We start from the raw sequence: 24,813 nt of genomic DNA on the forward strand, positions 1-24,813 counted from the left end.
GCCGGAAAAATTGGATTTCAGGAAGAATAAAATCCTGACCATCAATTAATCCCACAAATTTTTGTTTTTTTTTGTAACATTCTGAAATACTTGCGCCCTACTAAATGGGACAAAATATTCAGAATTTATGAACAGCTCATTTTTCAGACAAATTATTCACCAGATATTTTTAAAAGGTATCTTTTACCTGTCTTTACTTATACTTCCACTTGGGATTACTTTAGGTCAAAGTTCAGATTCAGCCAATAGCAAACCTCCTGCATGTGCAACGGATTTGTTAAAAAGGCTTAAAGGGGAATCTTATCAGAAGAAAGAAGATTCTATAAACAATCTGTTATATCTGGATACCTTCAAAAAGCATAAAAGGGCTGGTCAAACTTATGTTATTCCTGTTGTTTTTCACATAGTCCATAACGGAGGTCCGGAAAATATTTCAGACAGCAGGGTGATCAAATGCCTTAAAGATTTGAATGAAGCTTTTTCCAACACAGGAGCTTACGCACAAACAACCGGAATAAATACAAATATCCAATTTTGCCTGGCAGTTCAGGATCCTGATGGTAATATCACCTCCGGTATTACCCGAACGATTTCCCCACTCACAAATATCAATATGGAAAATGAGGATCTGTACCTGAAAGATCTTATCAGATGGCCTCCTCAAGATTACCTGAATGTGTGGGTTATCAATGAAATCAATTCATTATCATCCGGACCTGGAGTGGCAGGGTATGCGTATTTTCCTTCATCTCATGGAGGCAATGAAGACGGGATCGTAGTAGAGGCAAAGTGGACAGGCACATCAACTGATTATTCTAAAGTTCTGATTCATGAGGCTGGACATTACTTAGGATGTTATCATACATTCGAAGGTGGCTGTCCAAATTCTAATTGTCTTATGGATGGAGATCGTGTCTGCGATACACCTCCGGATGCATCTACAGACTATGTCACTTGCGGTTCCACAGCAAACACTTGTAATGTAGATGAAGACGACACATCCCCACAAAATCCATTTAGGTCTGTTGCTTTAGGTGGTTTGGGAGATCAGGTGGATATGACTACAAACTATATGGACTACAATGATCTGGCCTGTGTCAATATATTTACCCAGGGACAAAAAGACAGAATGATTCCTGCTATATCCATCATACGTAAAAGCCTGCTCCAATCTAAAGGATGCAAAAGCCCATGCACCTCTCCTATTACTTTTTCTACCTCACCTTTACCTGAAACAAAAGTAGAAGTGCTGGCAGGACAATCATTGAATTTCACAAATGCATCACAAGTCAATGTAACTTACGATTGGGACTTTGGTGATGGAACTACTTCGTCTAACACAGTTAGCCCTTCAAAAATATATTCTACACCTGGTACCTATAAAGTGATTTGTAAAGCTACCAACAGTGATCCCAATTGCACCACAGAAACATTTTGGGATGTCATTGTAAAGTGCCCTGTTGAATCAAAGTTTACAAGTCCTGCAGCCAATATACCTTCAAACACTTCTCTGACCTTTACTAATACAAGCACAGGGGCTTCAAGTTACAGGTGGTTCATTGATGGAATAGATGCTGGCGCTACCAATGACCTTACTTATAACTTTAATGTGAACGGAGCTCATTTTGTTCAGTTAGTAGCATGTAGTGGTCTTTGCTGTGATACTTCAGATGTAACCAAAGTGCAGGTGGGTAATTGTAAGATTAACCATGCTGGAGATGTCTGGTGTTATGGTTCTTGGGCAAGTGTAGATTTTGCAAGTGGTAATCCAGTAGCTTCAAGCAAGACATCTATGAATCAATCTGAAGGAGTCGCAAGTATTTCAGATGTTAATGGAAAACTCCTTTTTTATACAAATGGTCAAAGTGTTTGGGCTGCAGATCATACACTAATGCCAAATGGAACAGGCTTAAATGGTTCTGGGCTCTCTTCACAATCATCCATTATCACTCCTTATCCGGGAGCTCCAAATAAATACTGCATATTTACGGTGCATGACTGGCAAGAATTTAACTCTGACCTCAGCTACTCCGTTGTCGACATGTCATTGAATGGTGGAAAAGGAAGTCTTGTGGCCGCTCAGAAAAATATTACATTACAGAATAACATTGCAGAAAGGGTTACTGCCGTTTATCATAAAAACTGCAAAGACATCTGGATTATTTCGCATGAAAAGAACAATGACAAATTTGTCGCTTATCTCCTCACAAGTTCCGGCATAAATCCTGTTCCTGTGATTACCAGTATAGGATCTATGACTGCAGGAGGTAATCGATATGGTTATTTAAGAGTATCTCATGATAGCAGGAAACTATGCTCAACTCTTGGCGGAAGCTCCTCTCTTCCGACTGTAGAGCTTTTTGATTTTGACAATGAAACTGGAACCGTTAGCAGCCCAGTCACCCTTGAGACTTCTAATTCCCTGTCTGATGCTTACAGTTCTGAGTTTTCACCTGATAACAGAATTTTATATGTCACAGAATATGATGGAAGAGGTCTCTATCAATACAATTTATATGCTGGAAATCCTGGACAAATCGCGGCTAGCAGACTGAATATATCCACTACATCTACTACCAAACCAAGCGTGCAAATGGGACCAGACAGTAAAATATATTATGTAACGTATTATGGCCTCGGAGTAATTAATAATCCAAATGCTCTCGGGATGCTGAGCAATGCAACTGACGATGCTGTCTTTCATAAATCAGGAACTTACGGAAACCTTGGTCTTCCGAACTTTATTCCGGGTCTATTCGGAAACGACATTTCAATTGCAGGACCATCATCTGTTTGCCAGAACTCGATTGTCACTTATGAGGCAACTTCTGCTAGTTGTATTGGTGATGTTACCTGGACTTACAATGGAGACGGTTCAATTGTAAAGATAGATAAAACAAAAATCACCATAGATGTTGGCTCCACAGAAGGCATGCAATCACTAACTGCAGAAACTCCTGGTGAATGCGGTATAATTAGCTATATGCTTAATATCCAGGTAGAAAAAAACAGTGCTCCTAAAATAAATCTTGGTGCAGATACTGCAGTTTGTGGTACTATAGCTTTCTTACTTGATGCTGGCAATGGCTTTGACACCTATTATTGGTCAGATGGATCCACTAGTCCGACTCTATCCGTGACGAAGTCAGGAACATACTGTGTCACGGTAACTAATAGTCAGGGATGTGTTTCAAAAGATTGCATAACAATTAAGAACCTTCCGCCATTTTCAAACCTTAATATCATTGATGATCAGATGTTATGTAATGGAAATAGTGTGAAGCTTGATGCTGGTCCAGGATATAGTTCTTACAAGTGGAGTACTGGAAGCACCAATCGTACTGTTTCAGCTACGACCGCAGGTAAGTATTGGGTAAATGTAATAACACCCGACAATTGCGAAATAAGTGATACCATTAATATAACTGAAATGATCACACCTACCCTCGAACTGGGCCCGGATATAGGAGTTTGTAAGGGTGAGGTTGTTGAACTGAATGCAGGACCAGGTTTCAAAAACTATAAATGGCAAACGTCTGGTTATAATTCAGAGAAATTCACAGCATATCAGGAAGGGAAATATTGGGTAACAGTGACTGATACCTGCGGCTCACATTCAGATACGGTAAATATAACCAATAATTGTCCTTTACCGCTTAATATACTTTATTTTAACGGAACCCTTTCCAATCATCAGATTAAGGTCAATTATAAGGTGAATGACATTACTTCAAACTCAATTATATATATACAGAAGTCTAAAGATGGCGTTAGATTTAGCCCTATTAATGAGAGTTTTAAGTTCTATAATAAAAGTTCCAATGCAGAAGAAAAGTTTTATGATACGGAAGAAGGTTACGAATTCTATCAGCTTGTAATTAAAACACCTGATAATAAATACACTTTCAGTAAGATCATTCATATAACGCCACTGAATTCTGAAGCTACAATTACAGTATATCCTAACCCTAGTGACAATACATTTAATATTCAGTTTAATACTACTCAGGAAACAGAGAGGATTATTCAGATTCATTCCATTGATGGAAAGTTGATTAAAGATGAAAAAATCAACGGCAATGTATTGTCACTATCAATTGGAGCTGAGCTTAGCGATGGTCTTTATATTTTATCGGTTATAGATAACAACTCAACAATAGTGAGAAAATTACAAAAGATAAAGAGATAAATAAAAAAACAGCTCATTAGAAATTAATCTAATGAGCTGTTTTTTTTATTTCTTAAGTCTTCTTTTACTTACCTTCTTTGGCAGGTTCTGCCTTTTTCAGGATAAGAGAATTAGGCTTTCCAAAATTCAGTATTAGTTTATTTTGACTTACCTCAACAATTGTCATTTCATTGATAGGTCCTTTGCTGGATGTGAAGGTAATTTTAGATTCATCTTTATTAAGCTTCCATGCGCCCTCTTCAGATTTACCCATAAACTGGGCCTTATACTGACCGTTTTCTTTTATATCAAAAGTTACTTCGCTGAAAAACATCTCCAGCATCTTTAAGCTTGTAGAATCCAGTTTTTCCTTTTCTGTTACATCCTGATATTTCCAGTTTCCTTTTATAAGACTTGCTCTCTGAGCATTTACACTAAGAACTGATAGAAATAATAATGAGGTAAAAATAACTTTTAATTTCATTTGAGATTTTGTTTAAGTGAAATGATGAATGAATAATAAAGATTTCAATTTAACTCTCAAAATATCAAGAATTTTACCAACATCAAAATTAAACCATGACGAAGAAATAAATATAAGGATGAGGTATGAAGGGAACTAAAGCAACTTAGTAGGTCTTGATAGTTGCTCAGAACTAATTAAGGTATTTCAATACTGCAACGCCACAATCAAATGATCTTGCATCAACTAATTTAAGCTTATGTCTGTCTTTAAAAATACTTAAACCTTTACCCAAACTTGTTGGATTCATAAACAAATAAAACTCATCAATCAAACCTGCATCAATCAATGAAGAGACGAATGTTGCTCCTCCATAAACGATGATATCCTTTCCTTTTTGTGCCTTAAGATTATTGATTTCTTTGATAAAATCTTCTTTCGCAAGAATTGTATTATCCCATTCAGATTTTTTAAGAGTTCTTGAAAAAACTATCTTTTTAGCTTCGCGTATTTTCTTTGCGAATATAGATTGAGGATTTGATGGTTTGTTAGCTATTTGAGACCAATGATCTATAAATCCCTCCTGGGCCATCTTACGGCTCAGTAACACAGTATCAATGGAATCTTTCAATTCATAAAAGTATTGCCTCAAGTCAGTATCCCAGGTCCACTCTTCAGTCCATGGCCAGATAAGCCAATCAGTATGGCCATTTTCATCTGCAATATACCCATCAACAGATATTTGAACCTGTAGTTTTAATTTTCTCATTTTTGTTTAAAGACTGGAAATATGAAATGAATTCATTGGGGTAATATCTTCAAATTTGATTGAATTGGTTTACTTAAGCCTTATCATGCAATTGACATCTTTTTCATTATAATACCATTCAACGCAATATCCTTGTGGATCAAGGTCAGGCAAAGCAAGAAGTTCTTTAAATGCCCTGTCAATACTCATGATATCTTTTGCATAATCTTTTATAGTTATGCTCACATATTCCCCTTTCTTTAAAATTAAAGTTTCCAGATGAAGCTTTTCTGCTTCTCCAGGCTCCAGCTCTTCAGCAGCAGCACGATATACTATTCCTCCTCCATGTTCCGGTCTTGAAACGCCGAAGTACTTCCTATCTTTGGAAAATGGAATTAAAGAATATAGCTTTTGATGCGCTTCCTGAATCCCTTCTGGAAAGGATTTTGCATTGACATAAAACACCTTAATATCCTTATCGAATTTGGTCTTTTCCATAGAGCTTTCTTTATGTATCCAATTACAAAACTAACTTACATTACCCTATTCAGGGAGGTAAATACCGTCAAATTTGATGGGGGATCTGACTGATTTATTTCACTTTATCATTTTTATTCAAGAAGGTAATGTAATTGTGTTAAACCTGTATCAAACTGTTTTGTTGAAACAAGCTTTAGCTTCTGCTCCGGTCTTCCGTTCTTGAAAAGTCTGGTACCATCTCCCAGCAATATGGGGATAATAGAAACGGTCATTTCGTCGATGAGCTTTTCCTTAAGCAATTCCTGAATAATTTCAGATCCTCCGTCACAGAAGATATTCTTACCCTTTTTGCTTTTCAATTCAGTAACCAAATCTTTAAGGTTTCCGCTATAGAATGTTGTATTGCCAATAGATGGCTTTTGAGACCGTGTAATTATATAAGTTGTTTTATCAGCATGTGAAAACTCTGGTACATTCGCCATTACCCAGTCATAAGTTTTCCTGCCTGCAATAACAGTATCCACTGTTTGTATAAAAGAAGCATAACCGTAATCCTCTCCTTCCTTATTTACTAATGAGAGAAAACTTAAATCATCATTGGGCGCTGCAATATAGCCGTCCATGCTCGCAGCAATGAATAAAACAACTTTACGATTAGTTGACATTTTGATATAATTAAATTCTACTTATTACAATTGAGAAGACTTTTGTAGGTTTTGTTAAGTTTTTCATCTGTGAAATGAGATTACACAGAGAAACAAGGATATTAATTCTCTAGCCTCTTAACAGGTATCCATATTTCCTCTTCCGAATCAGGATCATTATTTTTATACTTATCTCCAAGCAATTCGAAATGTTCTCTGTGATCAACAGTATAGCCGGAAGTTGGCATCCATTCTTTAAATATAAAATGAAAAGTTTCGTGAAAGTTTTGCGGTCCGCCTTTGTGTAAGAATACAGCATACAAACCTCCGGATAAGAAATAAGATTGCATACCTTCCGGCACTTCCATGTTATCTGATACTTCCATTGCAGCCCATTTCACGAATTCTGACTCAGGATTCATATAATCGTCTGTATGCTGATATATCTGCAAGCTAAATAAATCAGAAGATACTGGATTGATTATAGATTTTCTCACAGGCATAAAACTTCGCCAAAGTTCGACGGTTCTATTTTCCTTTAAAGACATTTTAAGTTGTTTTCCGATAAGTATTTTACCAAAAATTGTTTCTAATCGCGGAACCAAGGGAGTTATAAGTTTTAAGTATTAAGTTTTAAGTATTAAGAAGTGAATTCTAACTGAAATAAAAATTCAAAACTGAATAGAAAGCTAATGTACGAAGAGGATATTACCTAGTTTACTTTCTTAAAGATTTTGTAATAGGCCAGTCCTGATGTAGCTTCTTCTCCTTTAGTGATAAATTCACCAATTGGAAGACTTTTAATAAACAAAAATCCCGAAGTTGTCCATCTCCCATCTATAATTATGTTGTGTTTAAGCTTTACTTCCTCAACTTTCTTTAAGGAATCAGCCTGCTTTTCCCAGATTTGAAATCCAAATGGAAGATCATCATAAACTACACTCAAATTACTTTGCTTGTTAAATATAAATCTGCCCTGAGCATCAGGAACCGGCCTGTTCCAAAGAAATGAAACCTTTCCATTACTCTTATCTATCAAAAGGACATTTTCATCTTCATACATTCCCTTTACAATCAGGTATTGTTTAAACGACTTATTATAACCTTCAAAATGATATTTGAAACTTTCAGTTTCATCCTCCGAGACGGAGTCTTTCAAAATCATGTTTTCAGAATTATCTATAGGCAAGCTTATTCCATCTTCCAAAATTGTAATAAAAGAAGTATCATTAATAAAATGATTATCTGCAAATTTTGTCTTTTCAAATTCAGTGGAGTCGATCTGAACGATAGAGAAATTATTCATCACTGAAGCCTCTTCATGGAACGACAAAATAGTTTCTTCTTCCTCTGAACGTACCTCTCCTGTCTGCTCTTTCTGGGTTGTGCATGACCAAACCAGAATAAAAAATATAACTAACAGATTAAAAAATCGCATAAGTATGATCAATTAACATATCCGTGAATCCATATCTCAGTCCTTTCTCCATCTCTCATAAAATAAAAGCCTTCATAAATCTCATTCTCCTGAATCAAAGAGTCTGTATGAATAGAATAACTTTTCATTAAAGGCTTACCATTATTTTCCAGGTAATATTTTTTATCAGAAATGAATCTCACATAATTTTGATCAAAACCATTATCAAAGAAATTCTCAGCTATCCATTTTGCTTTGTTCAACAGATAAATACTGTCATTGAACTTGGAATAATCAGTTCGGTATTTTGCCCAATAAGAAAAGTGATTGCATCCTCCAATGTGCAGGATCAGACTGTCTCCATCCTCCAGAGGAAGAATCGCTCGTTTTTCATTTTCATCCCAATGAAATTTAATAGTCGGATTAAACTTACGTATCGCTTGAGATGTAAACTTGAATGTACTAGTATCAAAGACACAATCATCTGTTAATTCAATATTCTGCCTATTAATAGCAGACTTTTTCGTAACTACTGATTGTTCTTTCTCTTCTTTGCTTATTTTTTCAGAAGAGCAGGATATTAGAAGTAGGATAAATAGTAATTGTATAGTATGTCTCATATTATTCAATTTAATTGGAGAATGACTACTTTTAATCCAAAGACCTCATCCCTAGTCCTTCTCCTAAAGGAGAAGGGAAAAGGGATGCAATATTTTAACAGATTGCTGTTATAATTTAAACAAGAATGAGAGAGTTTTTTAAACTTCAGATACGTCTTATGTCTGGGACGAAAAGAGAATGTATCCCTACTTAAAACTTATAACTTAATACTTAAAACTCAATTAAGCATTCCAGTTCTTCTAAGCAAAGCCTCAGGAGAAGGTTCTTTACCACGGAATCTTTTGTATAACTCCATCGGATGCTCGCTACCACCAGCGCTTAGGACATGAGTTTTAAAAAGCGTTGCAGTGTCTTTATTAAAGATACCTTTCTCCTGGAAGAATTCGAATGCGTCAGCATCCAATACTTCCGCCCATTTATAGCTGTAATAACCTGAAGAATATCCGCCCTGAAATATATGAGAGAAAGAACAGCTTGTATTCGCTCCTTCTGCAGCTGGTAGAAGATCTGTAGCCTTTTGAAGTTCTTTTTCATAAGCTCCTACATCTTTCACATCCTGAGCCTTGCCTGAATGCCAGCCCATATCCAGCTGTGCAAGACCTACTTGTCTGACAGTCTGATAGGCTTCCATGAAGTTTGCACTTTCTTTGATTTTTTTAACCAGATCAAGAGGTATTGCAGCTCCAGTCTCATAATGCTTTGCAAATAAGTCTAGGCTGTCCTTTTCATATACCCAGTTTTCAAACACTTGAGATGGCAACTCTACAAAATCCCAGTAAACGCTTGTTCCTGAGAGACTCTCATAAGTTCCATTCGCAAGCATTCCATGCAGTGCATGACCAAATTCATGGAACAATGTAGTAACCTCATTGAAAGTAAGCAAAGAAGGCTGAGTTCCTGTTGGCTTAGTGAAATTGCATACAATAGAAACATGTGGTCTGACATCATTTCCATTTACTTTCTTCTGACCTCTGAAAGAAGTCATCCATGCGCCATTCCTCTTTCCTGCTCTTGGGAAGAAGTCAGCATAGAAAACTGCTACATGTTTATCCTGCTCATCCAACACTTCATAAACCTTTACATCCGGATGATAAACCTGCACATTATTAATTTCCTTGAACTTTAAGTCGTATAATTTTCCTGCAACCTTAAATACACCATCAATTACATTTTCCAGCTTGAAGTATGGCTTCAACATCTCATCATCAATAGAGTACTTTTCCTTCTTTAGTTTTTCTGAATAATAAGATATATCCCATCTAGCCAGCTTTTCAGGTCCGCCAATAGATCTTGCATATTCTGATAGTTCTTTTAATTCTTTTTCTCCAATCGGTTTTGCATACTTAAGAAGGTTGTCGAGAAACGCGCTAACTTTTGATGGGGATTCAGCCATTCTCTCTTCCAACACAAAATCTGCGTGGGACTTATACCCTAGCAGATTAGCTCTCTCATGACGGAGCCTTACGATATCCAATACAATCTTCTTATTATCATTATCATCACCTTTGAATGCTTTTGATCCGAAAGCATAGAACATTTTTTCTCTCAGTGCTCTGTCATCCGCATAAGTCATAAAAGGAATATAACTTGGGAACTGAAGTGTGAAGATCCAGCTGCCCTCTTTGCCTTTTTCTTTGGCTGCAATGGCTGCAGCTTCGATTACAAATGGAGGCAATCCTGAAAGCTGCCTTTCATCAGTAACTTCCATGAAAAAATCATTGGTTTCTTTTAGAACGTGCTCTCCGAATAAGAGTGACAATTGAGACAAGTCTTTATCGATTTCACGAAGCTTAAGCTTTTTATCTTCAGACAGGTTTGCGCCATTGCGGACAAAACTCTTATAAGTCTTAGCCAACAAGGTATTTTGTTCAGGAGTAAGAGTCAGTTTATCTTTTTTATCATAAACTGATTTGATTTTCACAAACAGTTCTTGATCCAACAAGATATCATTGGAATATTCTGAAAGCAGAGGAGAAATTTCTCTTGCAAGTTTTTGAATTTCATCGTTCGTCTCAGCAGAGTTCAGATTAAAAAAGACTGAAGAAACGGAGCTTACCAATTCGCCGCTTCTTTCCAATGCCACTATTGTATTTTCAAAATCAGGCACTTCCTTGGAGGCTGTAATCCTCTTAATATCCTCTTTTCCTGAAGCTATGGCTTCTTTTATTGCAGGAAGAAAATGTTCGTTTTTAATCTGATCAAAAGGTATTGTACCAAAAGGGGTATTATAACTCTGTAAAAGTGGATTCATAAAATATTTTTATGTTAATGATCGTCTAAAATAAATAATAAACTGAAATATTCTGGATAAGTTAACGAAGATTGGATATTTATCTCCTTTTCAGATAAATTTTCTGTTGATCAACAACGTGGATTTGCTTGAAAAAATCAACTAGCGCAATGTACTTATCTTTTGAAAAACTACCTTTGAACCTGATAGAGTGGCGAATATATAATACTTGACCTCCTATTTGAATAAATTCCGTTTTGAATTTTCCGAATTCAGTATCTAAAATTTTCGGTTCAGGAAGATGCTCGATCATGTATCCTTCAGGGAGTGTTATGGTAACGGTATCATGCTCCTGGAAGCTATAATCTAGCTGAATGTCATTAACTCGCCCTTCATTTGAATTAAAAGGATTTTTAAATCTTCTAAGGTAATTCGGAGTAAAGGAAATCATATCTCCCGTTGTAGAAGCAAATTCCAATTCCTCCATTTCAACATCAAAAGTCATCGAAGGATAAATATCAGGAGTTTCCTTGATTGAATATTTCTTCACCGTTAATTCTCTTGAAGGATACTTGTCAAGCAGATATTGTTCCTGTTCTTTTTTATCCAATGACCTTATCCTTATCAGTTCATCCATCATAACCCCAGAGTTTGTATATCTGGCACTACAAGCCATACCACCATTCTCTTTAACTAGTATAGAGGCCTTTATATGACTGATATTATTCTCAAGAGCATAAACAGGTGTATTTACCAATTTTCCACCAGAGGATGTAATAGCAAGTGCTTTCCTATCTGAATTATTTTTTCCAATATAACCAAATGGATACTCTTTACTGGTACATTCAAGCCAGACCGTATCCTTCTTTAATGGTACTGCAACAATTATATGATTGATCTGATAGAAGCTGGGAAAATCTTCGTATCTGATTATTTGTTTTTTCCCATGCCCTATTTCAGTATATATTCCCTTTACTCCGATAACGCATAACATCGCATTCATATAATTGGACAAGCCTTTGCAATCACCATACTTATTCTGGTCAACATATGCAGCCGGGAAAGGCTGAACACCTCTTATTCCATCCTGAACACCGATATATCTTGTTGACTGTTGAAGATGTTTATAAAGTATACGAATTTTCTTTAGAGTATCAGGTTCTGTTTCGGTAAGGTTTAAAATTGTCTTTCTGGTATCTTCCGGAAGTTCGTTTCTGTTCTGCAGTAATGTCCAGGACCATTTGCCGAAGTTGTGCCAGGAATCCATAGAACCTGAATAACCATTATAGTTTATCTTTTGAGGTGTTATATATATTGAAGGTACACTTGTCCAAAAGGATGGAGCAAAGCTTTCTTCATAGATAGCCTGAACTGTTTCACTTTTCCAGGTGCATACATTCATATCACCTATAACACTCTTATGCTCCTTTCCTTCAAACTGATTTGTCTTATAAAGAAATTCTATTCCTTTAGCTGTCTTTACGGTTAATAGTGCCTCCCCTGTAGGTAAGCCGTAATCTTCTATAAACGGGAAATAAACACCAAGAAAAACTTTATAATCTACTTCATATTCATACTCTACAGTATAGGGATACTGATAATAGTTCAGTTCTTTGTATTTTACTTTATTATCAGAATATAAAGTATAATATTCCTGAGCATGAAATTCTATCAGATCAGACTTTGACGCAGAGGAGACCTTATTTCCCAGCACATCCGTAACCAAAGCTTTAAAGGACTTAAGCTTTGAATCATTATCTGTGTTGATATATACATTCCCATACTTTTGTCCTTTAGCATTCAAAATCTGAATTCTGAATTTATACTTAAGATGGACATTGTTTACATCCTTAATAGTATATTCAGCATGCTTATATACAACTACTGCATTGGGCAATCTGGTCGTCTGAGCAAAGCTTTTAAACTGAAAAAGAACAGTTAAAATTATTACAAGATATTTCATTACTTCCTTTCTATAACAATTGGCTCGTTCAACTTAGAGATTACTTTATTGGTAAACTCTTTAAGAAAACCGTAATAATTCTGAGGTATAATAGTCTCGGACATTTCCCATTTGATAAAAACTCTGATACTGTTCTTATCATTAACTGTTCTATAAATGAATTTTCCATACTGAATACCTTCATCCTGCAGAGCTATGGATATATTTTTAGGAACTACTGTGGCTGTGTCTCCTGGTGATAATTTTATGTAAATAGTATTATTAATATTATAAGGAAAACCCAATTCGACGGGGAATTGTCTCTCTTTCTGTTTGTAGGGGTTCTGTAGTTCAAACAAATTCAAATTAAGAAACAGCTTGCCTGCCGGCCTGACAGAAGAAGAGTAATAGTGGTTTTCAGTATAATCTTCGTATTCATTTTCGAGATTGAGAAAAGAGGAACTATCTTTTTTGATCAATTCATTTTCCAATGAGAAAACAGGCTCTTTAATAGTGTTATTTATTTTGTCTTCACGCTTTTCTCTGGCAAAATATCCGCTATACTTTCCGCAAAAGCTTATTTTAACTCCACCAGGTTCTAAATTATAATTGACAAGATAGTTTTCTTTGCTCTCTGTAGGATAATCTATTTTTAACCATCGGCTATGAGCGCCATCCAAAATGAATCCCCAATAGTTTATATGATCTGAAGGTAAGAGATGATAATTGGAGCTACTACTTACTGCATCCAAAAAGGTATAACTACTATCTTTTTCTGAAACTGCAGCCATGACATGGTTAAACTGATTCAAATGAGGAAAGTGTTTACTAATCTTGCCATGTTCTTTGGTTGATATTAAGAAAGGATTTGCAGGAATACCGGCTTCATTAAGCAGCAAGCACAATAATAGATTTATTTCCGATGAGCTTCCGGTTCTTGATTTTATGAGATCTGAGATATTTTGGTTCTTATACCAACTATAATATGCAGGTTTAAACTGCTGAACGAATTTGAAAATTTTCTTTACCGCAACCTCCCTAGAATCTTTTAAATCAATGATCTGAGCTAGAAGATCTTTGGCTACCCCACTTTTAGTCAAATATGGTGAATAGTCTTCGGTAACTTCTGCTACAAGTTCATCCCAGGTTTGCAAGACACTTTGATTATTGACTCTACTATAATCATACTTTAAATAACTCTTCAATTGAAACTGAATCTGATTGATATAGTCTTTATAGCAATAGACAAAGTCTTCATGTTCATATCCGGGAATATTATTTAATGACCATTTATTGTCATTGGGTGATGCTCCATTATATTTATCAAGAAGTAACTTGCCTGATAGAATGACATTGTATTCAAGATTTCTGGGAATTTCAGCTTTTAATTCACTATATATAGTTGGAATTTTATTCTGAAAATGCCAGTCTTTTAAAAAATAAAATCTCTGGTTTACAATGGTGTATTTATATTCTACGATGGAACCATCTTTTACATTCGGAAAGGTAAATTTCTTTTCTTTAACTCCTGGTTCCGGTGTCTGAGTAAAAATCTGATCTTTATCTATTTGCGTGACAACCGGAATACCATTTTCAAAATTGATCGTCTGAGCTTTCAGGTTTTGGATGTCTTCCAGGTTATTCTCAATTGTATAAGGAATCTCAATTGTGGCATAATCCAGGCCTTTTGAATTAAGTATCTTAATTTTCCTATATATTTCCAGATAGATAAAATTATTGATAAACTTAATATCTCCAGTCTCTGCCAGCACTATTGCATTGGCCGAACTATCAAAACTACAGACCTTTAATTGAATTTCTTCTTTACTTGGTTTTCCCCATTTTAAAGAGTGCTGACCCTGACTTGTAGCTGCTGTAAGCGTAAGCAGCAGTAGCGCAATTAACTTATTCATTTTTAACTTAAATACTTTAAATACCTCCTAAAAAATAGACATACGGTTATAATGTCATTCAAAAGAATAGAACAAATGTAAAAAAAAGAAGGCTCTGATTGAACAAGTAAATGAAGCAATCAAGAGCCAGATTTCATATTATTTGATAACTGTTTAACTCACAAAGTTTTATTATTTTAGATGATTCGGTAAAGGTATATTTATACTTGACTCATCAGGTATCGGCGCCAGTCTATTTGGTGGAATCGGAATAAGACCAGACCAGATAGGTAGATTCATATCTTCTTCATCGTCACTTGGAGGAGCGTTTCTTACTTTTGCTGATGCTTCACTTATTTCAAAGGCAATAAGCATTGTTTTATTGACTTCACTTGCTTTCATAGGACGTAGATAATCCCAGCTTCCCGGCACCATTTTCTCTGTCAGTTTTTTGAAAAAATCAGCTTTACGCTCATAGTCATCAATGAGTTCGCTTTTGGAAAATATGACCACAGACCTGTAATTCACAGAATGATGAAATGCAGATTTAGCTACTACCAATGAGTCCGCCAGCATTACTGAAATACAAACCGGAGTCCCGGGTGTCAGTTGTCTTAAAAAATGACTTCCTACAGAACCGTGAATGTAAAGCTTGGATCCCTCCCTCACAAACGCTGTAGGAATGGAGTAAGGTTCGTTGTTTAATGAATAGCTGACAATGCAGAACAATGCTTCATCCAATATCGGGAAGATCACTTCTTCCGAATAATGCATACGCTGATTAGCGTATCTGCTCGGGGTTGTTTTTTCTGTCTTTTGCATATTGAAAAATTTAAACTCTTACAGCAACATATCATATGCTGCATAACATTTCATTAATAACTATTAAATAAATTGGAAGAATGCTTTAGTTCTCATTACTCATAAAGCTACCTTCAGAGGCACTTTGTAACATCCTCACTAAAGACCTCACCCTAAATCCCTCTCCTGAAAGAGAGGGACTTTAATGCTATGTTATTAGCCATTTCGGCTTTAAATTACATTTATTTTTCCGTAGACTGTTCCCTTCTCCTTCAGGAGAAGGGTTAGGGATGAGGTCCATTTACTTAGATAGGAGAACTAAAAACTTAATGCTAAAAAAAACACCTGCCGAAATTCGGCAGGTGTTTCAAAATTTAGTAATTAAAATCTTTAAAACGATGCCGTATCTGCAAGTATATTATGCTTGGGTTGTGCGCTTCTGTATTCGTTCCTTACCTTTTCAAACAATTCTACAGACGCTTCAATCTCTTCCTTATTAATAGAAACACTTTCAATATTAAAACCTACCGGAATATTTTTATCCATTGCAAATTCATGCAGTTCTTTAAATATCTGATAGCTGACATCAAATGATTTTTGTAAAATATCTTTAGAATTCAGTAATTCATTTTCAACCCACTTAGGTACTGAAACTCCAAGCCACTTAAGGAATTCAAGTGTTTTAGGCGAACCACATAAAGTCAAAGTGAAAATAATAGGTCTCATCTTTTCTGATGTTGTTTCGAAAAGATAGTAATAATCAGAAAGAAAGTTTTTTGAAGCCTCACTATGGTATACAGCTTGAGAAATAAAGAATTCACAACCATTGCTGATCTTATTCTTCACTCTGAAGTGTTCATCATTTTTCTTTTGATGCCTTTCAGGAATCATAATACCACCCAGAAGGATGTCACTATTAGCATTCTGACATAGCTGATACGCATCCTCCAGACTCAGTTGTACCTTTTGATTTTGTGAAGATGCTCCGACAAATACATACTTTTGATTGTTACAAGCCTCTTTAAGCTCAGCCTCCAAAAGTTGTGGTGAGTAATTTCCTACAGACCTGAAAAGAATTTTAGGAAGGGTTAATTCTTTAAGATAAACATCTGCATATACTTTAGGATCCAGCGTAGGCAAAAATGGATAGGGTCTGTTATCTGCAATCCTGTCAGATTCATCCTGAATATCGTAAATGATAAGCGCATCCGCTCCCAGGCCCTTAATCCTGCTTACCTGCTTCTCTGCAATTTCCAGAATACGTTCTTCTGAATTCTTTGCTTTAGGAGGAGTAATACCGTATGTCAACATTTAGTTTCTGGTGGTTCTTGATCTATAAAAGCTAAAAGTAACAAATAAATTTATTAAATCAGAATACCAATTGTTTAGTTTACCAAAAATTAACTCATATACAGTAAATTACACTCCAAGATAAGTTCTTAATTCAGGGGCTATATTCTTGCGGATAAGCAGGTTTTGAAGCTCCCATTTTTCCATTTTTTCAAACTCCTCTAAAAATTTTACTTCTCCGCCTTCAAGCACTGCCACAGGTACGCCATCTTTCAATAATATTCTGTTTCCAAAGTATCCGGTAACTCTTTTTCCAGGAAGCAATACTCCTGTCAGGTTTAATGGATCTACAGCAGAAACGACAACCAATGATCCACTTAATTCTTTTTTACGGGCATCTCTTAACATGGTGACTGCTTCTGGTAAAGCAAACTGTTCACCCCAAACGCCATCCACAAATCGCCCTCCTCTTATTTCGCCACGGGCCTCCATTTTCCTGAAAGTTCTTACAAGATCTCTCCATGGTGGCATTATTAATTCTTGTTCTGCCAGCTTCCTGAATACAACTCCATAACGTTTTAATAATACATTGGCTGTCATTGCAAGAAACCTATCTTTAGAAGGCTCTTCATGAAATTCATTCCTGATAAGACTCCATCTTCCTGAATCACTCATTGTGAATGGTACAGTTCTTCGTGTAGAAGATTCCAACTTGTATTTGGATGGAACCAATAAAGCTCGTAGTCCGGTAAAGCTATCTGAACTCACAATCCCTGCCGAGACTAGCTCTGCAATCGCCTCTTCTGTCTGGGAATCGAATAATCTTGTTCCTGTAGCAATATCGTCAAAAAATGAAGCACCTCGTTCTTTCAGAAAGTTTACAACCTGTAAGGCTTTTGCTGAAAGTTCAGGAGCATTATTATTGCCCGAATCATATTTCCATACTTCAGCATTTTTTCTGGAGACTAACATAACAGGAGTCGTCTTGATCGGTGAGTTAAGTTTTTTAACAGCACCATCTGTTTTGCCGATCCTTCCCCAGACATATTTCCCGCTCATGCAGCAAAAGTCCAGCCATGTGTGATTGTAATTGGCAACTCTTGAAGGAAGTATCTCAGATTCCCATGCTGCTGAGGAAGCTTCAAACCCTTCCAGCTTTGAAAGAACAGTTTCTACCGCAAGTGGGCCCTCTGCCTGCTCTGAAGACAAGCCTTGCCATTCGGTGAGGTACCGCATAAAATCTGCAGGAGAAACAGCTTCAATCTCTTTTCTAAGCTTTTGGAGTGTATACCGATGTATCCTTGATAAAAGCCTTCTTTCGCACCATTCAATGGATTTAGAGCCAGGATTAAAGGTACCTCTGAAAACAAATCCCTCCTGCTCTAACGTGAGCATTGCATAGTTGATGTCACTTTGAGAAGTGTCCATTTGACTTGCCAGCTCCTCTTCTGTAACAGGACCTAACCCTTCCAGTCTTCCTCTGACTATTTCCTTTAGAGCATCTTCCTTCGTCCACTTCTTTTCCCTGAGCCTATCGGGTACAGGCAAAGAAGGAGTTAATTTAAAGTCCTTATAAATCGATTCATATTGCGGAATCCGGTCAATCGAAATCCATAGTTTATTACCATTGGAAGTTTTAAATATACCTGCACGCTGTTCTTTTGTCAGGACCTGAAAAAACTCATCCCATGAAAATCTTCCATCTCCTCGTTTCATTTCTTCTTCAGTGATGTATCCAAGCATGCTTAATGCATCCTGCAATTCATCCGGTGATGATGCGACAGGCCAGGCTTCTGATTTAACAAGTTCAATCACAGCAGCATCCAATCTGCCAAGATCATCAGCTTCTGAAGCATCCAGCCATCTTCTGCTCAATACTGCTCTTGTTCTTCTTTCTTCAAGCGGTGCATCATCCAGAAAAGCATAAGGTCTGGCTGTTAGTATTTCCTGGGCAAGCGGAGAAGGTTCCCGAAGGTCTTTGGCAACAAGCTCCACTTCTCTTTTTTCTATTCGCTTTAATACATCCTTCAACAAATCAATATCCATTGCCTCTGTGAGACAATCATGGATTGTCTGATTTACCAAAGGGTGATCAGGTACTTCTCTTTCTCCTTGTATATTTTCAAAACAAGCCAACTGATCAGGAAATACCAGAGCAACAAGATCCTCTGACTGCATGCGCTGCAACTGCGGAGGCATCTTTTGCCCGCCTCTTCTTCTTAAAACTGCAAGCGCAACACTGGCATTCCACCTCCATCTGATCTCAAAGATCGGAGAATCAAGCAAGGCTTGAATTAATATTTCCTCAACAGATTGTTCTTTCAGATAATTAAAAACTTCTTCCAGTGGAAAGCTGTGAGTAGAGCCTAAAGAAAGAATTATTGCATCTTCTGTTGCTGCCGCCTGGAGCTCAAAATTAAACTTCTTACAAAATCTTTTTCTTAAAGACAATCCCCAGCCTCTGTTTACCCTGTTACCAAAAGGAGAATGTACAATAAGATGCATATCACCTGCTTCATCAAAAAAACGTTCTAATACCAGTCTTTTCTGAGTAGGCACAGTGCCAAGAGCAACTTTTGATAATGCGAGATAAGTAACCAGCTGATCTGCTCCTGCCTCACAAAGGCCTACATCTTTTACCAACCATTCAATTCCTTTGGTTTTCCAGGAAGTGTTATCATCATCCTTTAGAGAAAATTCATCAACCTCACCAATAAGATCAGATACAATCTCCCGAACTCTTGATACGGCATCTGATAACTCTGTCGTCCTCCCTGGACCTTCGCCCAGCCAGAATGGCAATGAAGGAGGTTGCCCTGCGGCATCCTCAACTTTTACTTTACTATTTTCTATTCTTGTAATTCTATAGGAAGCATTACCAAGCTGAAAAATATCTCCGGGTAAACTTTCGATAGCGAAATCTTCATTCAAGGTTCCTACAAAGATATTTTCCGGTTCCTTGATAACATCAAAGTCAAAATTATCTGGGATTGCTCCTCCGTTTACTATTGCTGTTAATCTTGCTCCTTTTCTCGCTCTCAGTTTTTTATTAACGACATCATGAAAAATATAAGCGCCCCTTTTTCCCCTTCTGGTTGTAAAACCGTCCGAAAGCATGTTGATTATTTCATCATACTCTTTTCTTGAAAGCTCGCGAAATGGATATGCGCTTCGAAGCATTTCAAAAAGAGCATCTTCATCCTGCTCTTCAGATGCAACTTCTGCAACAATTTGCTGGGCGAGAATATCAATAGGCTTTTCCGGCATTACAATTGCATCCAGTTCACCCCTTCTGACAGAATCAAAAATGGCAGTGCATTCAAGTAGTTCATCTCTTGTCAAAGGAAACAACATGCCTTTCGGTCTACCTTCCACAGAGTGACCTGAACGACCAACTCTTTGAAGAAAAGCAGCAATGGACCTTGGAGAACTTATCTGACAAACCAGATCTACGAAGCCAATATCAATCCCCAATTCCAGAGAGGATGTAGCTACCAAAGCCTTTAAACTTCCTGACTTTAATCTCTGCTCTGCATCAAATCTTTGCTCCTTGGACATACTACCATGATGCGCAGTTACAGCAGAAGGACCAAGTCGTTCTGTTAAATGTAGCGCCAGTCGTTCTGCAAGTCTTCTTGTATTGACGAAAATGAGTGTGGTCTTATGTTCAAGAATTAATGCTTCTAATCTGTTATATATTTCTCCCCAGACTTCATGGGACATAACAGATGTTAGAGGAGAACCAGGAACCTCAATGGTAAGATCCATAGCCCTTTTATGGCCTGTATTGATGATCTTACATGGCCTCTTTTGAGCATTTCCCATAAGAAATTCTGCTACTTTTTCTATTGGTTTCTGAGTAGCGGAAATACCTATTCTTATAAGCTTATTTTCTGTAAGATGCTGAAGACGCTCAAGAGACAAAGATAAATGACTTCCTCTCTTGCTCCCAACAATACTGTGTATCTCATCTACAATTACTGATTTTACAGTTGAAAGAATCTTTCTTCCGTTGACGCTTGTAAGCAATAGATAAAGAGATTCAGGAGTAGTTACAATGATGTGTGGAGGCTTCCGGATCATAGAACTGCGTTCAACAGTAGTTGTATCTCCGGTCCTGACTCCGACTCTGATCTTTACATCCGGACAACCCGTTTTGACAAGCTCTTCTGAAATCCCCTTTAATGGAAACTGAAGGTTTCTTTCGATATCATTACTCAGGGCTTTAAGAGGAGAAATATAAATGACTTGTGTCGCATCCTCCAGTCCTCCTTTACATCCTTGCTTTACAAGGTCATCAATAGCTGACATGAAAGAAGCCAATGTTTTACCAGATCCTGTTGGTGCTGCAATTAAAACTGATTTTCCTTTTTTAATTTCATTCCAGGCCTGAGTCTGCACACTAGTCGGCTGACTGAAGGTTTGGGTAAACCAGGAAGCAACAGCAGGATGAAATTTGTCCGATAGCATTAGTATTTCCGATAGTTATGGTAAAAGTTACCTTATTTTGATGAGGAAAAGAAACCTCACCTTCTAAAACAAAACAGAAGTCAAATAAACTCCTGAAAAACAGATAATTTTTAATCGGGATTAAGCATTAAAAAAACATCATTGTTAATCAAACAGTTAGAAGGTATAACCAAGTGCTGGATTACAATGATTAACAGGATTTTTTTGGCTAATGCTTTATTTTGGGTTATAAAAATTTCAATTGTATTTATATCCAATATAACTGGAGAATTTATGCTCCCTCCCCGGCAGGTGTCTGCACCATAGCCATCAACCTAACATTGATTTAGTAAACCACAATCAGCCGTTTTGTCATCCTGAGCCCTGCGAAGGATCTGATAGTCACAAAATACTCTACTCCGTGGCCAGTCCCCTGACAGGTACTGTCTTAAAATCCAAATTGATTTTTATAATTATTTTAATAAATTTACAATTAGCGAAAGAAAGCTTCAGGCGATTCGTTGCACGGAAGTTTATCTTGTGTAGCCTTAGCCTATGCTGAGGCTACTTATTTTGTCTCCTGCGGAGCCAAGCGAAAGAAAAGGCTTAGGCTCATCATTACCAGAAGTATTTTTAGTGATTTTGTAGTTAGGATCATATACTTCATTTCTTTTCCATAATGTATAAATTAAACAAAGTAACTTCTTTTGTACCGCGACATAAGCTTTCATCTTGACACCTGAGTTTGAATAAACCCTTTCAAATAGTGATCTAAAAACTGGTTCATTATGCGTAACTACACATAATGCAGGCATATGTAAAATTCTCCTTATTCGAGTGTTTCCTTTTTTGGAAATTCTAGATTTGCCGACTTTTGTTCCTGATTGATTCTCGACCACATCATATCCTGAATAACTTACAAGTTGCTTTTGATTAGCAAAGATTTCAAATCCATTCGTTTCTGCTATGATAACAGCAAAGGTTAATAATCCAACTCCTTTAATCTTATTAATCATTTCATACTTTCCTCTCAAATTAATATCTTCATTAATAAGACCTTTAATTTGTTTCTCCCCAATAACCAGTTGTTTATCGATTGCTTTAAGAGTATCTTGCAAACCCTTAGTCACAGTTTTTAATTCATACATACTATATTCGATAGCATGCAATTGATTGTTCAATATAGTCCTTTGCTTATGAAGACTTTCATGAAGTCGAGTTAAGCTTCGCAAAGTATATATATTCTTACTTAAAGGTTGCCAAAGAGCTATAGATTGTTCAGCACACATTCTTGATAAGCCTTGTGCATCTATTTTGTCATTTTTACTTTTTAATCCAAAACTTTGAAGATATCGTTTTGCTTTGTTGGGAAGGATAACACTGCACTTTTGACCGTTTTGATATAAATACCAAGCCAACTGTTCATTATAAACTCCAGTAGCCTCCATTAAATAAAAAACAGGTAAATCTTCTTTAGAATTCTTCTTGACCCACTTAAAAAATAACTCAAATCCTCCAAGGTTATTTGTGAAGGTCCCAGATGCTTTAACCTTTACCTCTTGCATATCATTTATAACAGATATGCAAGCTTTAAAATCTTTCTTTGATCCATCAATCCCAACTGAATACTTTAGATTAGTCATAGATTATAGAGTTTAGTGAAACAATTTACTCCAAATGGATTTCTTCAGTAGTTTTTGCTCATATAAATTCAAGATTATTGCTCTTAAAACAATATCTTTAGGTACTATTCAAACTTTGGAAGAAAACAGTCAGAAGGATATTCCTGTCAGACAATATTGCTAATGCATATTTTACCACAATTCGAGGTGCCTTCCAACTGCCAATTTGGAAATATAAAATTGTACTTTTTATTCTCTAATCAAAGATATGAGGCCACAATTTTCCCCTGCAAGAACCTTTCCATAAAGTTGACTTAGTGAATGATGATATCCCAACACTAAAGCATTTCATTTGAGTGATCATTAATTTTTCAAATCATTATTCTTGCAGGTAGATTTAAGATTTACCAATTCTTTTTCCAGCTTTTTATCACCATTAAAACTATTATGCATTTTTTAAATGCTTGTTTGGCAGTAGTTGCTTGTCAATTCCATATGTAAAATTGGGTAAGGCTTTCCAAATCCATCTATATCAGAAACAGATTTCACCCTGAAACCAAAATGAATATAAAACTCGACTGCTTGTAAATTATCTTTATTGACATCAACCTTTGTCACGCTAAGGTTCTCAATTGCATACAATAAAAGAGTCTTCCCAATACCCTTTCCAATTTCATTTGCAGCAACAAACAACATTTCTAAACTATCTTCATTAGTCCCGATAAATCCAATAATCTGATGTTTTACATTCTTTACACAATGCAATGATACACTGTCAAAAAAACTTGGAATTAGTTCTTTATAAAAATTAAAATCCTCAATCTTCAAAAAATCATGTGTTGCTTTCACAGAAGATTCCCAAACTGAAACTAATTCTTTATACTCTGTATTCTCAACTTTATAGATCACTATTTTATTCTTGTTTATCCACTGCTAATCTATTGCCCTTCCTTATCTTCCTAAAGTCTCCTCACTCCCACCCGCAAAAAGGCAATCAAGTTTTAACTGCAGGTCGGGAACTATTAAGCCTCAATTGAAGAGTCGAAATATTAAATATTCATAAAACTAGCAATTCTTATTAAAAATTGCAGTCGAATGAATAAAACATGCCTTTCACCTCGCATTAACAAAAACCTCTTCATCCCTCATAAAACCATTGCATTTCCATAATTTCTCTGAAATAATAATACCATCTAAAATTTCCTTCTTCGCAGTTATTCTTTTAAAATGAAGATTGATATTAAATTCCTTACCCATATCCATTCTGCTGATTGCTCCCCGGCCGGTGTCTGCACCGGACGGAATCTTTCCAAAAGTGCTGTATTAAATAATACTGGGTCACTTTTTTTACTTATCATTCCTTTTTATTTTTGAATTAAACCAGCTAATAATTATGTATAATTTTTTATTAAAGGAACGTCGTATCTCCCAGATGAATCTTGAGGAGGTTACTTTTGGACAGCTACAATTAAAGATTGGAAATCATTGCTCTCTCAGGATAAGTACAAGGAATTCATTATCGATCTAATGAAAGAACTAGTAGAGAAAGAATTGGTAACTATTTATTGTTTTGTCATAATGCCTAATCATCTTCATTTGATCTGGAAATTAAACAAGCTAAACGGAAAGGAAAAACCAAGTGCAAGTTTTAATAAGATTACGGCCCATCATTTTGTGAATGATTTGAAAGAACATCATCCCAAGGTTTTGGATTATTTTATTGAAAAGACAAAGGATAGAAATTACAGGATATGGAAAAGGGATCCAATGGCAATATTAATGAATAGTAAGAAAAAGGTGGAACAAAAGATAGATTATATTCACAATAATCCTTTAGGGGTGAATTGGAGTTTAGTAAAAAGGCCGGAAGATTATCTGTGGTCCCCTGCATCGTTTTATTTGGAAGGCGATAAAAGATATTCATTTATCACAGATTACAGGGAATATTTTGGTTAATCTGTGATTAAAAGATTCCGGCCGGTTATTTAATGTACTAAAAAAATAGAGGCTGCCTCAAAAGGGCAGCCTCTATTTTTGAAATCTATC

The 24,813-nt window shown here is 36.2% G+C and carries 17 protein-coding genes; 2 read left to right on the top strand and 15 right to left on the bottom strand.

What is annotated here, in order from left to right; translation table 11 throughout:
• Window positions 1-127 precede the first annotated feature (127 nt).
• Window positions 128-4,189, top strand: a complete 4,062-nt coding sequence (locus tag K350_RS31260; protein ID WP_051313144.1) for a M43 family zinc metalloprotease — start codon at window positions 128-130, stop codon at window positions 4,187-4,189.
• A gap of 64 nt (window positions 4,190-4,253) precedes the next feature.
• Here the strand turns inward: K350_RS31260 and K350_RS0114105 are convergent, their stop codons facing one another.
• The 15 genes from K350_RS0114105 to K350_RS0114185 all read right to left on the bottom strand — a co-directional run bounded on the left by K350_RS0114105 (window position 4,254) and on the right by K350_RS0114185 (window position 23,676).
• On the bottom strand, window positions 4,254-4,652 hold the full coding sequence (locus K350_RS0114105) for a lipocalin family protein (protein WP_028980469.1): 399 nt from the start codon (window positions 4,650-4,652) through the stop codon (window positions 4,254-4,256).
• A 172-nt stretch (window positions 4,653-4,824) separates the two neighbouring features.
• Complete coding sequence (locus K350_RS0114110; RefSeq protein ID WP_028980470.1) at window positions 4,825-5,400, bottom strand: dihydrofolate reductase family protein; 576 nt, start codon at window positions 5,398-5,400, stop codon at window positions 4,825-4,827.
• Between the two features lie 69 nt (window positions 5,401-5,469).
• On the bottom strand, window positions 5,470-5,877 hold the full coding sequence (locus K350_RS0114115) for a hypothetical protein (protein ID WP_028980471.1): 408 nt from the start codon (window positions 5,875-5,877) through the stop codon (window positions 5,470-5,472).
• A 113-nt stretch (window positions 5,878-5,990) separates the two neighbouring features.
• Window positions 5,991-6,524: a dihydrofolate reductase family protein gene (locus K350_RS0114120; protein ID WP_028980472.1), complete on the bottom strand. Its 534-nt coding sequence runs from the start codon at window positions 6,522-6,524 to the stop codon at window positions 5,991-5,993.
• A 101-nt stretch (window positions 6,525-6,625) separates the two neighbouring features.
• Window positions 6,626-7,108, bottom strand: coding sequence for a GyrI-like domain-containing protein (locus tag K350_RS0114125; RefSeq protein WP_028980473.1), 483 nt, complete (start codon window positions 7,106-7,108; stop codon window positions 6,626-6,628).
• A 107-nt stretch (window positions 7,109-7,215) separates the two neighbouring features.
• The gene (locus tag K350_RS0114130) at window positions 7,216-7,941 is read right to left on the bottom strand and encodes a hypothetical protein (RefSeq protein WP_028980474.1); all 726 of its coding nucleotides are present in this window, start codon (window positions 7,939-7,941) and stop codon (window positions 7,216-7,218) included.
• An 8-nt stretch (window positions 7,942-7,949) separates the two neighbouring features.
• Complete coding sequence (locus tag K350_RS0114135; protein ID WP_028980475.1) at window positions 7,950-8,540, bottom strand: hypothetical protein; 591 nt, start codon at window positions 8,538-8,540, stop codon at window positions 7,950-7,952.
• Window positions 8,541-8,758: 218 nt separating this feature from the next.
• On the bottom strand, window positions 8,759-10,792 hold the full coding sequence (locus K350_RS0114140) for a M3 family metallopeptidase (RefSeq protein ID WP_028980476.1): 2,034 nt from the start codon (window positions 10,790-10,792) through the stop codon (window positions 8,759-8,761).
• Window positions 10,793-10,871: 79 nt separating this feature from the next.
• On the bottom strand, window positions 10,872-12,734 hold the full coding sequence (locus K350_RS0114145; protein WP_028980477.1) for a DUF3857 domain-containing protein: 1,863 nt from the start codon (window positions 12,732-12,734) through the stop codon (window positions 10,872-10,874).
• Window positions 12,734-14,626, bottom strand: a complete 1,893-nt coding sequence (locus K350_RS0114150; RefSeq protein WP_028980478.1) for a DUF3857 domain-containing protein — start codon at window positions 14,624-14,626, stop codon at window positions 12,734-12,736. The genes K350_RS0114145 and K350_RS0114150 overlap by 1 nt, the downstream gene beginning before the upstream one ends.
• A 171-nt stretch (window positions 14,627-14,797) precedes the next feature.
• The gene (locus tag K350_RS0114155) at window positions 14,798-15,427 is read right to left on the bottom strand and encodes a pyridoxamine 5'-phosphate oxidase family protein (RefSeq protein WP_028980479.1); all 630 of its coding nucleotides are present in this window, start codon (window positions 15,425-15,427) and stop codon (window positions 14,798-14,800) included.
• A 369-nt stretch (window positions 15,428-15,796) separates the two neighbouring features.
• On the bottom strand, window positions 15,797-16,717 hold the full coding sequence (locus K350_RS28810; RefSeq protein ID WP_051313146.1) for a methylenetetrahydrofolate reductase: 921 nt from the start codon (window positions 16,715-16,717) through the stop codon (window positions 15,797-15,799).
• 108 nt (window positions 16,718-16,825) lie between these two features.
• Window positions 16,826-21,166 carry a DEAD/DEAH box helicase gene (locus tag K350_RS0114165; protein ID WP_028980480.1) on the bottom strand — a complete coding sequence of 1,447 codons (4,341 nt, stop codon included), beginning with the start codon at window positions 21,164-21,166 and terminating at the stop codon, window positions 16,826-16,828.
• Between the two features lie 527 nt (window positions 21,167-21,693).
• On the bottom strand, window positions 21,694-22,788 hold the full coding sequence (locus K350_RS0114175) for an IS110 family RNA-guided transposase (protein WP_028980481.1): 1,095 nt from the start codon (window positions 22,786-22,788) through the stop codon (window positions 21,694-21,696).
• A gap of 435 nt (window positions 22,789-23,223) precedes the next feature.
• Window positions 23,224-23,676, bottom strand: a complete 453-nt coding sequence (locus tag K350_RS0114185) for a GNAT family N-acetyltransferase (protein ID WP_028980482.1) — start codon at window positions 23,674-23,676, stop codon at window positions 23,224-23,226.
• Between the two features lie 618 nt (window positions 23,677-24,294).
• Between K350_RS0114185 and K350_RS28815 the strand changes: the two genes are divergently transcribed.
• Complete coding sequence (locus tag K350_RS28815) at window positions 24,295-24,723, top strand: transposase (RefSeq protein WP_245598661.1); 429 nt, start codon at window positions 24,295-24,297, stop codon at window positions 24,721-24,723.
• Window positions 24,724-24,813: the final 90 nt, after the last annotated feature.

This window comes from Sporocytophaga myxococcoides DSM 11118 (assembly GCF_000426725.1).
GTDB classification, from domain to species: domain Bacteria; phylum Bacteroidota; class Bacteroidia; order Cytophagales; family Cytophagaceae; genus Sporocytophaga; species Sporocytophaga myxococcoides.